We start from the raw sequence: 14,080 nt of genomic DNA on the forward strand, positions 1-14,080 counted from the left end.
CTATGCTGTTACCTTCTCTTCACTGTCTGTTTCAGTTTGCTGTTGCGGAAGCAGATGACCCACTTTTTTGATCACTTCATCTGAAAGCGCCTGGATGTAAGAGGGATGATCGTTAATTCCTTTCATTACGGCCAGGTTTTCAAATTCATATCCTTCCTCTTCCAGGTCCTCCACCAGCTCCACGCCGAGCTCGTAGAGTGTTTCAATATGATCGGTTACAAAAGCGATCGGCACCATGAGGAAGTTTTTTATTCCATATTCCAGGTGGCGCTCCACCAGTTCGGCCGTGTTGGGCTGGGTCCATTTCTGCGGCCCCACTTTCGACTGGTACCCCAGCCAGTACGGCTCCTCATAATCTCGAAGCTCCATGATCGCTTCCATCGTCTCCTTGATTTCGGCGGTGTAGGGATCGCCGCTTTTGACCTCCAGCAGCGGGGTACCGTGTGCGCTGAAAATCAGGTGCGTTTTATTGCGCGTCTCCTCGTCCATCGCATCCAGCGCCTCGTCGATGCGGCTGTTCATCGCCTCCAGGTAATGGGGATTCAGGTAATAGTTCTTCACGTGAAACTCTTTCCAGGGCGTGCTGCTGCCAAACTTCTGATCCCGCTTGGTCTCCCAGTCCCTGAAGCTGCTGCCAGTGGTGGTCCACGAAAACTGCGGGTAGAGCGGAACCATCACCGCGTGCGTGATGCCGTCGTCCACCATATCCTGCATCGTCGTTTCGGCAAACGGCACAAAGTACCGCATGCAGGTGTAGACTTTTGCATCTACATCGGCCGGCAACGTGTTCTTCAGATGCTTTTCCAGGCCGCGCCGCTGTTTTTCCGTCAAACTGTTGATGGGAGAACAACATGTTGAAACGACACTGTTTTTTCGGTTTGGGCAGTGTTTGTTTCCGGTGCATCCTTTGGGACAGCCGTTAATCTCTTCATAATCCTCGGCCACATTGGGAGCGCGGAACTTTGATATGATCTTTGCAAAAAAGTCCTGCACCCTGCCGCCGCCCATTTTTATGATATCTTCATCGCGGAACAGGTTGTACAGGAACGGGCGTACATACTCTTCACCGGTGGGACCACCGAGATTCATCAGGACCACACCCAGTTTTATGTTCTGATCTGCCATAAACAAATAATTCTTCTACGTATCCGGTTAACTGATAGAGGCCTTTGCAGGTCCTCTGATAGGAATAAACCCAAACGACGTAACATGCCTTTTTCAAGCTCCTAAATAAATAAATCTTTTGTGAAGGGAATTTGAAGAGCAGGGGACCACCTTTATTTAGAATCGATCTATACAGATCATGTGAGTAGCCAACCTCCAATACCGGCCTCGCAGAACATTCCAGAAGTCTGCGGGACTATTGGCTGGCAGAGAAGCCTTCGCGGATAGCCATTTCCCGTCGCCGGCAGATGTAATTTGGGCAGTGTTCCCGTATCTCTGTACAGTGCATTGAACATGGTATCATTCCCGGAAGTGCGGCAGCGTAAACCAGAAGGTAGAGCCCCGTTCCAGCTGGCTGTCCACATGAATATCCCGGCCGTGGGCGCTGAGGATACTTTTGACGACCGCCAGCCCCAGCCCCGTACCTCCCTTGTCGCGCGATCGCGCCTTGTCGGTCCGGTAGAACCGGTCGAACAGCCGGTCCAGGTGCTCCTGTGAAATTCCGATTCCGGTATCCTTTACCTGCACCCTCACCTCTCCGTCGCTCTGCTGGTAAGTCAAGGCTATCGACCCTTCATTGGTATATTTAATAGCATTGGATACAAGGTTATCGACCACCTGCTCAATTTTCCCGGGATCGCCAATCACCTTGCAGGAGTGGGTATCCACCTTCAGTTCGACCGATTTTTCCCGGGCCTTGTCGTCATACAGCTCCCGGACATGATGAGCGATCTCGGAAAGGTCGAACACCTGCTCTTCAATAAAATACTCATCTGAATCGTAGCGCTGCAGGGTCATCAAATCCTTGAAGAGGCGGCCAATCCGGTCTGTTTGTGTTTGCGCATTCTTGAGATATTTTTTTCGCTGCTCCCCGGGGAGATTTTCCATCTCCAACAGCTCGAGAGCTCCGGAGATGGTGTGCAGGGGATTGCGGATTTCATGGGTGATGTCGGCAAAAAACTGCTGCTGCTTGAGGGCCGACTTCTTAATTTTTTCAGTATCCTTCCGCAGCTTCGAGGCCATCTGGTTGAGCGACTCCGCCAGCGTGCCAAATTCATCCTTGCGGTTCAGGTCGATCTGCTTGTCCACATCACCCGCTGCTATCTGCCGGGCCACATTCTTGATCTCGGTGATCGGTTTCGTGAGGTAGCGCGCAATCCATATACTCACGATGATGACAAGACCTATGGAGATAAACATCCCGTAATAGATAATCCAGCGGATCGTCTTAATCGGGGCGTAAATCTGGTCTTTAAACTGGCTAACCCGGATATATCGCGCGGCATTGCCGCTGTTGGGCAGGTATGCGTAGCTGATCAGCTTGGTATTTTCGGGCTCGTTTTGTACCAGCGGAACCTTGTTGCGGGCCTCCAGCGTTATCTGCAGATCGTGCTTCAGGTATCTCGCAAGGTCAGTGAGCCCGGTATCGGGATAGGTGGAAAACAGCACCCCGTCATTGTCGTACAGTGCCAGCTGATAGCCCGATGTCTCAGCCGCCTCGCGAAACGAAGATTCAAAATCATCCCCGGCCGCCAAGTTTTCTATCGTCACCGCCAGCCACTGCGTATCCTTCTGGATCTGTTCCACCCCCTCCTCCAGCATGTAATTCCTGATAAAAAGGATGGAGTAGCTGCTGATGGCCGTAATGCCGAATATCAACAGTATAATGAAAGTCCATGCCAGCTTGGAGCGTATACTCATATTTTAACTCTATTGTAACAATTTCCAACACAGATTGTGCCGGCTGAATCCTGCTTGTTCAACTCGAAACCCTGGACCATATCATCGGCACAAACGGGGATCAAACGCCTACCAGGTCGCGATTCAACCCGTACCCGATGCCGCGGTATGTTTTGATGATCTTTCCCGCATCGCCCATTTTTAGTCGCAGGTTTTTTACATGCACATCCACGGTGCGGTCAAAGACGAAGTGATCATCCTCGGTGATATGCTCCAGTATCTCCTGCCGGCTGTACACCCGTTTGGGATTCTGGTAAAAAAGCTCGATAAGGGTATATTCCGTCGAGGTAAGTTCTACTTTTTCGTCATCTACATACAGCTCCTTGGCATCCACATCCAGGTAGGTATTGCCATACTGCAGCCAGTTTGCCTTTTGGGGATTTTGACGCCTCAGCAGGGTTTCGACATGCGCTTTTACCAGGTTCAGGCTGGCGGGCTTTGATATATAGTCATCGGCTCCCAGCTCGAGGCCTTCTATCTCATCCTTCTCTTTGTCCTTTGCCGTAAGGAAAATCACCGGAATATCATTCAACACCGGGTGACTCCGGATTCTACGGCAGATCTCCTTTCCATCCACATTGGGAACCATAATATCGAGAACCGCAATATGGATATCACTGGCCCTCCGGTCGATCAGGTCGAGAGCGTCATTGCCCTCGTGGGCTACCAGGACTTCATAATCATTCATTTCCAAAAAATTGGCCAGCATTTCCGCCGGCTCTTTTTCATCTTCTACTAACAATATGGTGTGCTTGTGTGCCAAAACTGCTCATTTTGTTAACATTACGCCTGAAAATACAAAAACTCAGATAGAAAGCAGGGACCGAACAACGAAAATAAATTCCGGTTGTGCGATTAACCGCTTGATACCTTATCATCCAGAGAATCAGATATTTACCGAAACTGCTTAAAACGCGCAAGAATTATGTCTTTTGAGGATAAAACAGTCTGGATCACCGGTGCCTCCTCCGGTATTGGAGAAGCCTTGACCTATGCCCTGAGCAAAAGGGGGAGCAAGCTGATCATCTCCTCGCGCCGGGAACAAGCCCTGGAACGCGTTCGGCGGCAGTGCGCCATCCCTTCCGAGGTAGAGATTATTCCGCTGGATCTGACCGAAACCGGCACCCTGCCCCAAAAGGCGGAACAGGCCCGTTCCGCTTTTGGCCATATCGACTACCTCTTTAACAACGGGGGGATTAGCCAGCGCTCCCTGGCTGTTGACACCGATATGGAGGTCGTTCGGAAAGTAATGGAGGTCAATTTTTTTGGTACGGTGGCCTTAACAAAAGCAGTGCTTCCCGCAATGAAGCAGCGACAGTCGGGACATATTGTGGTAACCAGCAGCGTGATGGGCAAATTCGGCACCCGGCTTCGTTCAGCGTATGCGGCCTCCAAGCACGCCCTGCACGGCTGGTTCGACTGCCTGCGCCAGGAGATCCACGACGACAATATCAAGGTCTCCCTGGTGTGCCCGGGTTTCATCAAAACCGACGTCACGCTCAACGCCCTTGAAGGCGACGGATCCAAACACAACAAAATGGGCGAAGGACAGAAAAAAGGGATGGAACCGTCCACTTTTGCGCAGAAACTGCTCCCCAAGATACTCCGGGAAAAGGAAGAAATTTACATCGGGGGCATGGAACTGATGGGGGTTTACCTGAAGCGGATCTCGCCGAGGCTGCTGAATGCGATCCTGAGAAATTCGGACGTGACGTGATCCTGGTGTAGGTTGTTGGCTAACCCGAAGTTCTCAAAAGTATTTTGTATAAGTTTCTGTCACTTTATGGATGACAATACCTTATGTCATTTTTTTACTGCCAACTCATCATTACAGTCTGTAAAAGGCTGCGAAATTTGCCCTTCGCCTTGCTGAAAAACAAATTTCTTGGTGAGATCCGGGCTAATTTTGATTTCCTTGCTCAAGGAGTCTTACGCATTTTCCCGTTGTATCGTGTTTCTTGTGTCTGAGCAAAAGCGAACCCGACAATTATCTGGCGGTATTTTTTTGCTGGGGGCTCAACAATCCACAGGCCGGTTGGGATAGATCCCAATTTCTTGGATAAAAGCGGGTCAGACAGGCCTCCAGTCCACAAGGAAGAAAAGGGGAACAGCACGGCATTATTCGCTTACGGCTGGCGACGGCCATCCAGTATTGAAAAAATCTCACCGGCGATATCATAAATTTTTGTGCCAACAGGATCACCGTTCAGCTGCTGGTTTTCAAGGATAATAATCGTCCATCGCGGGTCGGGGACCCGTACCAGCAGGGAGTTGAAACCGGGATGCGATCCCCGGTGCCAAACCAGGCGGTAGGGCTCTGGTTCAGGCCGTGAATTTGTGGAGAAATCGAACGGTGACTTTAGAAAACGGGCTACCTCATCGGCGTAAGCCTCCCCCGCGATCCACCCGTAGCCGTAATTTCCCTCCCGGGGTGTCATCATCTGCTGGCGGGTTTCCTCCATCAGCAGGCGATCGCTGTACAGCAGCTGCTCCCACTGATAGAGGTCATGAACAGCCGAATAGATGCCGCCCGCGGCATAGGCGGTCGAGGGGCTTTGATAGGGGGCTTTCTCGTAGTAGTCGCTGGAGATCCGTTCATAACCTTCCGCCATCCGTTCAATTATCATGCCGTTGAACTGGTAGCCGGTATCACCAAGGCGACCCGGATCCAGAATCTGCTCCTGGAGCACCCGGCTGTAGGACATACCGGTCACTTTTTCAATAATCACTCCCAGCAGGTAGTAATTTGAGTTACTGTACCTGAACCCGGTACCTGGCTCAAATGCCAGCTCTTTTGAGGCGATAAGCTCTGTAAAACTGGCCGGTTGTACATTTACCCGGCTCGTGGTATCCACCCAGTTGGTGAAATTGGTGTAACTGGGAATACCGGAAGTGTGGCTCAGCAAGTGGCGTATAGTCACGTCAGCACCATATTCAGCAGGGAAATCGGGCAGGTACTGAACAATCAGATCATCCAGCGACAAGCTGCCCTGCTCCACCAGCTGCAAAACGAGCATGGCGGTAAACGGTTTCGTCAGCGAGGCGATCCGAAACCGCGTTTCCGGGCTGTTGGGGATATCCCAGGAACGATTGGCCATCCCGTACCCGGCACTGAACACCTCTCCCGAGCGGGCTACCAGTATCGACCCGCTGAAGAGATCCTTTTCTTCATAAGATGCCACCAGGCTGTCGATGCTCTGGGACAGCGCCGGCTGAGCGTACAGGGGCCCTGAAACCGAAAGCAGAAACACCATATTGAGCAGAACGATCTTTATATTCATTTCACTCCTGAGATCTATCCACCTATGCAAATCGAATATATTCACTTAGTTCCGATTATTTAACCAAGCTTTTTGCGCTTGTTCAGGTATGCCAAGAGGGCCAGGTCAAATGAACTTTGCGTGTCTACCTCTTCAAAATCGATTTGGAACTCGCTGCACGCCATTTTAAACTGATGGGTATATTCGGCAACTTTCTTTTTGTAGTCCTCTTTTACCTGCGCCGGCAAAACCTCCATTTCCGTGCCTGTCTCCATATCCTGCATGCGGAACCGGTGATCGGGAAAATCCAGCTCTCGCTCGCTTTTTTTCTCCATTACGTTAAACACCAATACCTCGTGCTTGCGGTGCCGCAGGTGCTTCAGTGCCGATATGAGCTGTTCATGCTTATCAACATTCTCGAACAGGTCGGTCACAATAACCACCAGGCTGCGATGCTTTAACCGTTCAGCCACTTCGTGGATAACGCGGGCCGAAGCCGTTTTACGGCGGTCCTGCGGTCCCTTTTCCTCCTGTTCCAGCCGCTTTTCCAGCTCACCAAATATAAGCCGAAGATGCGAATACGAAGATTTGGCGGGAATAAAATGCTCAATTTTATCATTAAAAGGTATCAGCCCCGTGGCATCGCGCTGCCGGTGCATCAGGTAAAGCAGGGCTGCACCGAAATTGATGCCATACCGCAATTTGGTCCACTCGGCAAAATGCTTGAAATACATCGAACTGCTGGTATCGAGCAGCAGGTAGGCCCTGAGGTTGGTCTCCTCCTCATACCGCTTTACGTAAAACCGTTCGGTTTTCGCATACACTTTCCAGTCCACATGTTTCAGGTCATCCCCGAAATTATATGGACGATGCTCGGCAAACTCCACACTAAACCCGTAGTACGGGCTTTTGTGCAGACCTGATATGAAGCCCTCCACAATTTTTCGGGCCCTGAGCTCCAGGGGTGCCAATTGTGAAAGCAGTTCCGGGTTAAGCAGCATATAAATTAACTCGTTCGTGGATGCCCGAACAGTACAGGCTTTGTTACCAGCAGATAAAAGTATGCCTATTTCAATGGCAAATAAAAATATTTTTTGTAAAAGAATCTTTTGCAACGATGGGAGTTGCCTGCTTTTCTGCGGGCCCGAAATGTAATATCTTTGAACGATACACATGAATACCAGGTACCTTAATTCTTATGGCACAGGTTATCACCTCGGTCGACCACCTTACCTTTTCTGCTCACAACCTTCCCGCCCTGCCGGCCCCCAAACAGGTGTTGATGGTGGAACCGACCTTTTTTTCAGTGGATTACGCGATCAACCCACATATGGCTGACAACATCGGCAATGTAGATAAAACGGCTGCACGGAACCAGTGGCAGCAGGTACTCGGGGTGTTCAGGCAACTGGGATTTTCGGTTCACCGGCTGGAGGGACAAAAAGGGCTGCCCGACATGGTATTCTGTGCGAATCAGAGCCTGCCTTATATCAACCCTGCAGGAAGAAAACAGGTGGTCATGAGTATCATGCATTCGGATATGCGCAAAGAAGAGGTTCCCTACATTGAGCAGTGGTACCGGCAGCAGGGCTATGAAGTACGGTACCTGGACCGTGAAAAAGTCCGGGCTTTCGAGGGGTGCGGAGATGCGATCTGGCATTCCGGCCAGCGCCTGCTTTGGGGCGGCTACGGGTACCGGACCTCCAGGGAGGCCTACAAAGCCGTTTCCGGGATGCTGGATGTACCGGTCATGGCCCTCCGGCTTGCGGACGAGCACTTTTACCACCTGGATACCTGCTTCTGCGTATTAAATGAGACCACTGTCCTTATCTACCCGCAAGCGTTTACTGAATCGGGACTTAAACTCATCCACGCCGTTTTCGATCACGTTATTGAAGCCAGCGAAGATGAAGCCAAAGAGCGTTTTGCCTGCAACGCCTCCTGCCCGGACGGCCAAAACGTGATCATCCAACAGGGCTGCAGAGAGGTCAACAGCAAGCTAAGGGAGGCCGGCTTTACCATTCACGAAGTGGAGACCTCGGAATACCTGAAAAGCGGCGGAAGCGTATTCTGCATGAAGCAACTCCTCTGGTGAGGTGCTGTCGTTTAAAAGGCGGGGTTACAACTCTGTACCGAGATTGATTTTAGATGATCAACAGTTATCCGGGAATGAAATTGGCAGCAAGACCGGCTTCCTCTCCTCCCTCACCCGACTCTTCGATTCCCCGCTTTTCCTCCATGAAACAAAGAAGGCCTGCTCCGCAATGGAACAGGCCTTCTGCTCAAAGTCTGAATATCTTCAAACTATTTGTAATCCAAGCTTACAACGTTCGTTGCGCTTAAACCTTTTGGTGTTTCCTCGACGTCAAATTCGACGGCTTCATCATCCTCTAAGCCCTGGTTCGGTCCAAGAGCGTCTACGTTATTTCTATGAACGAAGACATCTTTGCCTCCATCATCAGGTTTGATAAATCCAAATCCTTTTTGAGTGTCAAAAAACTTTACTTTTCCTTGTTGTGCCATTGGTACTGTGTGTTTTTTATGCACCTATAGGTTCATCTTATGAAAGGAGTTGGGTTAACGCGTCTTTCCAAAAAAATACTTATACAGGTGAGTAATTAAATATAACGCCCTAACATACGCCTAATTATCGGGAATACCTATTTTTTTGACAGAAAAAATCGCTTCCTGAAAATATCTCCTCTTCGGGCACACTGTTTCTGGCGTAGTCATTGGTTGATTGGTGACGGTGACCAGCGTTCTTCCTGGGATCCGGGTAATTCTATGGACCTTTGCAGAACCTGTTATGTGGTTGGGAGGGGGTTGTACCACCGACCCTGTTTACTTTTTTAAACGGGAATACAAATCCCTCAGAACGGGGAATAGAGGATTTTACAAAGCCATCTAAGAGAAAACTATCGGATTGTCTATAATTCATATGACAAGGATCTCGTCCATATTTTGAAGGTATCCCATTCAACAACAAGTTGATGATGCACAGTTGCCAGATAATTTAATTTGACTGTAATTTCTTCTTTAGCTACATTTTTGACTGAACGATTAGTCAACAGAAGAAGGCGCTGGAAACCAAGGTTTGTTAGTACACCCATGCCCCGGCGGATTCGAAACCGCAGGTTGCTGCTCATACCTGGGGAGGTTGAATTTTCGGGCAAAAAAGTGCTCAGTAAACCGGTTTTTTAAGACTCTGTAAATGTGATGACCATGTCACCCAGAACACCCGAACAAAATGAAGAGATCCGGGAACAAACCCGCAACCAGATCAAGGAGGCCGCCTTTCAGTTGTTTGCAAAAGAGGGCTTTTCCAACACCTCGGTACGCAGGGTTGCCGAAAAAGCTGCAGTTTCAAAGGGACTGATCTACCATTATTTCTCCAGCAAGGAGGAGATATTGGTATCTATTTTTGAAGATCTGCAGGAGATGGGGAAAGAGGCCACAACTTTCCCCGACGGGTGTTCCCCTGCCGAATGCCTGGAACTGATGCTGGAAAAAGTATTCGGTTATATTGAAGAATCATCGGAGATCATGCGACTGATGATCTCTTTAGCCCTGCAGCCGGATGCGGTGGCCAAACTCCAGCCCCATATTCAGAAGGAAAACGAACGGCAGGTCAGGCTGCTGTCGGAATTGCTGGAAAAGCTGGGGTATGACGATCCCGAGGATGAAGCCTACTACCTGGCGGCCAAGCTGGATGGCGTGGCGCTGGGCTGCATCACCATGGGCAAGGAGTATCCCTACACAACAATCAAACAAAAAATCCTGGATGAATATGTGCACCCCAAAGAAGATCGCTAGTTCTCTTTTGCTGTCTCTTACACTCGCGCTGCCGGCACTGGCGCAGGATGCCACCGAGATTGTACGGCAGGCCGACCTTAAGATGCGGGGTGAGAGCTCGCGGGCGGAAATCACGATGAAGATCATACGCCCCAACTGGGAGCGTTCGCTCACTATTAAATCCTGGAACAAGGGCGATGAGTACAGCCTGATGCTGGTGACGGCCCCGGCCCGCGACGAAGGTACGGCCTACCTGAAGCGGGGCAACGAAATCTGGAACTGGCTGCCGAATATCAACCGGACAATCAAGCTGCCGCCCTCCATGATGAGTCAGTCGTGGATGGGTTCCGACTTTTCGAACAACGATCTCGTGCGCGAATCCTCCATCGTTACCGACTATTCGCATGAAATTGTGGGTGACACCACTATTAGCGGCTACGACTGCTACAATATCGAAATGATACCCAAGCCCGAGGCCCCGGTCGTCTGGGGCAAGGTGAATGTATTTATATCCAAAGAGGAGTACCTGCAGCTGCGCACCGAGTTTTACGATGAGGATAACACGCTCATGCGAACCATGACGGGCTCGAAGGTGGAAGAGCTGGATGGACGGTTTATCCCGACGTACATGGAGATGGAACCGACGGACGAGCCCGGGAATAAAACGGTGCTCATGTACAACGAAATTGAATTTGATATCGACATTTCGGAGAGCTTCTTCAGCATACAGAATATGAAACGCGTTGAATGACAGTTGATGCCTGTTGCAAAATGCGTAATGCGAAGAAGAAACAATCTCTGATAATTGATAACTGAACACTAAACATGCTCGCATTTAAACTGGCCTGGCGAAATATCTGGAGGAACAGGCGGCGTACCATCATTACACTGGCTTCCATCGTGGTGGCCGTGGCGCTTTCTGCCATCACACGCTCCAGCCAGGAGGGACAGTATGACAACATGATAGAGAGCACGGTGGGTACTTTCACCGGGTATATCCAGGTTCACGCCAACGGGTACTGGGATGAACAGACGTTAAATAACAGCTTCGTTTTGTCCGACTCGCTACAGCAACAGGTACGCCAGGTGGAATCAGTGACGACAATTGCCCCGCGTATCGAGTCATACGCCCTGGCGGCCACCAGCGATCAGAGCCGTCCGGCCATGGTGATGGGTATCGACGTAGAAGCCGAACGAGCCCTCAGCGCCCCGCAAAACCGGCTTCGGGAGGGCCGCTATTTTGAATCGAACAGCGAGCAGGCGGCCCTTGTGGGCCATGAACTGATGGAACGACTCGACGCGCAGATCGGGGACAGCCTGGTACTCATCGGCCAGGGATACCGCGGGATGAACGCCACCGGGCTCTACCCCATCAGGGGAACGGTTTCCTATCCGAACCCGCAGCTAAACAGCAGCCTGGTCTACCTGCCGCTGGAGGCTGCACAGAACTTTTTTGTTGCCCCCGACCGAATCACCACCGCGGCCCTCATTCTTGATGATGCCCGGGAGGTTCAACCGTCTGTTCAGCAGCTCCGAAATCGTCTTTCGCCGGACCGGTACGAGGTGATGTCCTGGGAAGAACTCATGCCCGAGCTGCAGCAGGCGATTCAGGCCGACCGCGGCAGCGGCATCATCATACTGATGGTGCTCTATATGGTTGTCGGATTCGGCATCCTGGGCACCGTACTCATGATGGTCTCGGAACGCACCTACGAATTTGGGGTGATGCTGTCGGTGGGCACCCCGCGTTCCATGATCCTGAAGATCCTTTCCTGCGAAGTGATCCTCATCTCAATGCTGGGCTCGGGGCTCGGTATCCTGGTGAGCCTGCCGATCTCGTGGTATTTCAATGTCAACCCGATCCAGCTCACCGGCGATATGGAGTCGGCCCTGCAGCAGTACGCGATGGAGCCCGTACTCCAATTCTCTGTCGCGCCGGATATCTTCCTCAACCAGGCGGTCATCGTATTTTTCATTACCCTGCTGTTCAGCCTGGTACCGATTATCCGGGCCATCCGTCTTAATCCTGTAGAAGCGATGAGGGGGTAATCATGTTTTTAAAAATCATCAGTCTCGGCTGGAAAAATGTGTGGCGTAATCCCACGCGGAGTGGCGTCGTGGTAGTTGCAGTACTGCTGGGGGTCTGGGCCGGTGTTTTCCTCTCGGCATTTATGAACGGCATGGCGCAGGGCTACCTGCAAAATCAGCTTAATCTTTCCGTGGGACATATCCAGATCATGCATCCCCGGTTTGAGGACCAATTTAATCCCACCTGCGAAATTCCCGATGCCGATAAAGTCATTGACAGGCTGGAAGCGGAATCCCACGTCACGGAGATTCGCCCGCAAAGCCTGAGCACCGGCCTGGCCCAGAGCGCCTCCAACAGTTACGGCGTATCCATTCACGGGATAAATTCGAAAACAGACAGCACAAACCCTGTTCAGCAATACCTGGTGGAGGGAGATATGCTGCAGGGCGTAAGCCGAAACCCGGTGGTCATCGGGCGCGAACTGGCCGAACGGCTCGATCTTGATTTAAAATCAAGAATGGTGCTCAGCTTCCAGGATGTCAACGGAAACATTACCGCCGGAGCCTTCCGCGTGGCCGGGATTTTTGATTCCCCCAACAACAACTACGACAACAGCAACGTGTTTGTAGAAGCAACCGACCTCAACAGCCTGCTGGAAAAGGAGGACCTCACGCACAAAATAACGCTCAAAGTGGATGATTTCGGGCAGGCTGAACGCTATGCACAGCAGCTTGCCAGCCAGTTCCCGAACCTGAATGTCACATCCTGGGGAGATATCGCCCCGGAATTACGGTATGTGTACAGCGTGATGGACGTGACTCTTTACATTTTCATGGTCATCATTGTCATTGCGCTGGTCTTCAGCATCATCAATACCATGCTGATGGCGATCCTGGAGCGCACCCGCGAACTCGGTATGCTGATGGCGGTGGGCATGAACAAAGTGCGGCTGTTTATGATGATTCTCTCGGAGACGGTTTTCCTTACCATGACCGGTGCTCCACTGGGACTGCTGTGCAGCTGGATCTCCATCGACCTGCTTAAAGAGACTGGAATCAACCTGAGCGCTTTTGCGGAGGGATTGAATGCCTACGGGATGAGTACCGTCATCTATCCCGAAATCGAGGCAATCTACTATCTCAATATCGCACTGATGATTGCGGTGGCTGCCCTGCTATCTTCACTGTACCCGGCCTGGAAAACCCTGAAACTAAAACCGGTGGAAGCGATTCGGAAGATTTGATGGCAGGGGTAGCGGGTTCAATAAGTTTTTAACCAGGGAATAAGAATTTGAACAAAGTTACCTTCATAAAACGATACAAAAACACCCGGCAACCCGTAATACGAAATCCATAACGCCATACCATGCCAGTAATAACTACTCACGGAGTCACCAAAGTGTACAACAAAGAACAGGTGCCGGTGCATGCCCTGCGCGGGGTGGATCTTGCCATTGACAAGGGGGAGTTTACCGCCATCGTGGGACCCTCGGGCTCCGGTAAAACGACGCTGCTCAATATCATCGGCGGACTCGATTCGCCCACGGAGGGATCGGTCACCGTACAGGGGACAGACCTGGGTACGCTTTCCGACAGCGAGCTGATCAATTTCCGGCTGCACCATATCGGGTTTGTATTCCAGGCCTACAACCTGATTCCGGTACTCACCTCCATAGAAAATGTCTCTTTTGTCATGCAGATGCAGGGTCGCCCGGCCAAAGAGTGCCGGGAGAAAAGCATTCACCTGTTGGAGGAGGTTGGCCTGGCAGACAAGATCGACAAGCGTCCCTCCGAGCTTTCCGGCGGCCAGCAGCAGCGGGTGGCCGTGGCACGGGCCCTGGCTTCGAAACCGGATTTTGTGCTGGCCGACGAGCCAACCGCCAATCTCGATTCGGTATCCTCCGGCGAGCTGCTGGATATGATGGCCGAACTCAATGACAAGGAACAGATGACCTTTGTCTTTTCCACGCATGATCAGCGGGTCATCGACCGGGCCCGCCGCGTGGTTACACTCGTAGATGGTCAAATTGACCGGGATGAGATCCGATAAAGTTACGTGACATCAGCTTGGAGACCCGTATATCGATTTCCGTATT

13 protein-coding genes are annotated in these 14,080 nt (G+C 51.2%); 7 read left to right on the forward strand and 6 right to left on the reverse strand.

Annotation, left to right across the window (positions count from 1 at the left end):
• From hemH to ACG2F4_RS03000, 3 genes are all read right to left on the reverse strand, one after another.
• On the reverse strand, positions 1–1,125 hold the full coding sequence (gene hemH / locus ACG2F4_RS02990) for a ferrochelatase (protein ID WP_395258238.1): 1,125 nt from the start codon (positions 1,123–1,125) through the stop codon (positions 1–3).
• Positions 1,126–1,464: 339 nt separating this feature from the next.
• Complete coding sequence (locus ACG2F4_RS02995; RefSeq protein WP_395258241.1) at positions 1,465–2,865, reverse strand: sensor histidine kinase; 1,401 nt, start codon at positions 2,863–2,865, stop codon at positions 1,465–1,467.
• A gap of 100 nt (positions 2,866–2,965) precedes the next feature.
• Complete coding sequence (locus ACG2F4_RS03000; protein WP_395258243.1) at positions 2,966–3,667, reverse strand: response regulator transcription factor; 702 nt, start codon at positions 3,665–3,667, stop codon at positions 2,966–2,968.
• 162 nt (positions 3,668–3,829) lie between these two features.
• Here ACG2F4_RS03000 and ACG2F4_RS03005 point away from each other — a divergent pair, with 162 nt between their 5' ends.
• Complete coding sequence (locus ACG2F4_RS03005; RefSeq protein WP_395258246.1) at positions 3,830–4,621, forward strand: SDR family oxidoreductase; 792 nt, start codon at positions 3,830–3,832, stop codon at positions 4,619–4,621.
• Positions 4,622–5,030: 409 nt separating this feature from the next.
• On the opposite strand, the gene ACG2F4_RS03010 is transcribed toward ACG2F4_RS03005, so the two are convergent.
• Both ACG2F4_RS03010 and ACG2F4_RS03015 read right to left on the reverse strand, forming a co-directional pair.
• On the reverse strand, positions 5,031–6,185 hold the full coding sequence (locus ACG2F4_RS03010; RefSeq protein ID WP_395258248.1) for a serine hydrolase domain-containing protein: 1,155 nt from the start codon (positions 6,183–6,185) through the stop codon (positions 5,031–5,033).
• 59 nt (positions 6,186–6,244) lie between these two features.
• Entirely contained in the window at positions 6,245–7,165 is a 921-nt protein-coding gene (locus ACG2F4_RS03015; RefSeq protein ID WP_395258250.1) for a DUF58 domain-containing protein, read from the reverse strand.
• Positions 7,166–7,362: 197 nt separating this feature from the next.
• Here ACG2F4_RS03015 and ACG2F4_RS03020 point away from each other — a divergent pair, with 197 nt between their 5' ends.
• A complete protein-coding gene (locus ACG2F4_RS03020; protein WP_395258251.1) occupies positions 7,363–8,259 on the forward strand; it encodes a dimethylarginine dimethylaminohydrolase family protein in 897 nt (298 codons plus the stop codon).
• Between the two features lie 209 nt (positions 8,260–8,468).
• Here the strand turns inward: ACG2F4_RS03020 and ACG2F4_RS03025 are convergent, their stop codons facing one another.
• The gene (locus ACG2F4_RS03025) at positions 8,469–8,687 is read right to left on the reverse strand and encodes a cold-shock protein (protein WP_395258253.1); all 219 of its coding nucleotides are present in this window, start codon (positions 8,685–8,687) and stop codon (positions 8,469–8,471) included.
• Positions 8,688–9,386: 699 nt separating this feature from the next.
• Between ACG2F4_RS03025 and ACG2F4_RS03030 the strand changes: the two genes are divergently transcribed.
• The 5 genes from ACG2F4_RS03030 (at position 9,387) to ACG2F4_RS03050 (ending at position 14,034) form a co-directional block, all read left to right on the forward strand.
• A complete protein-coding gene (locus ACG2F4_RS03030; protein ID WP_395258255.1) occupies positions 9,387–9,977 on the forward strand; it encodes a TetR/AcrR family transcriptional regulator in 591 nt (196 codons plus the stop codon).
• Positions 9,946–10,707: an outer membrane lipoprotein-sorting protein gene (locus ACG2F4_RS03035; RefSeq protein WP_395258257.1), complete on the forward strand. Its 762-nt coding sequence runs from the start codon at positions 9,946–9,948 to the stop codon at positions 10,705–10,707. The genes ACG2F4_RS03030 and ACG2F4_RS03035 overlap by 32 nt, the downstream gene beginning before the upstream one ends.
• A gap of 74 nt (positions 10,708–10,781) precedes the next feature.
• Positions 10,782–12,005, forward strand: a complete 1,224-nt coding sequence (locus ACG2F4_RS03040) for an ABC transporter permease (RefSeq protein ID WP_395258259.1) — start codon at positions 10,782–10,784, stop codon at positions 12,003–12,005.
• A 2-nt stretch (positions 12,006–12,007) separates the two neighbouring features.
• Positions 12,008–13,228 (forward strand): ABC transporter permease, encoded by a 1,221-nt coding sequence (locus tag ACG2F4_RS03045; protein WP_395258261.1) that lies wholly within the window; start codon positions 12,008–12,010, stop codon positions 13,226–13,228.
• Between the two features lie 122 nt (positions 13,229–13,350).
• Positions 13,351–14,034, forward strand: coding sequence for an ABC transporter ATP-binding protein (locus tag ACG2F4_RS03050; protein WP_395258263.1), 684 nt, complete (start codon positions 13,351–13,353; stop codon positions 14,032–14,034).
• The last annotated feature ends 46 nt before the right edge of the window (positions 14,035–14,080 follow it).

The organism is Halalkalibaculum sp. DA3122 (assembly GCF_043951865.1).
Taxonomy (GTDB): domain Bacteria; phylum Bacteroidota; class Rhodothermia; order Balneolales; family Balneolaceae; genus JAMQKA01.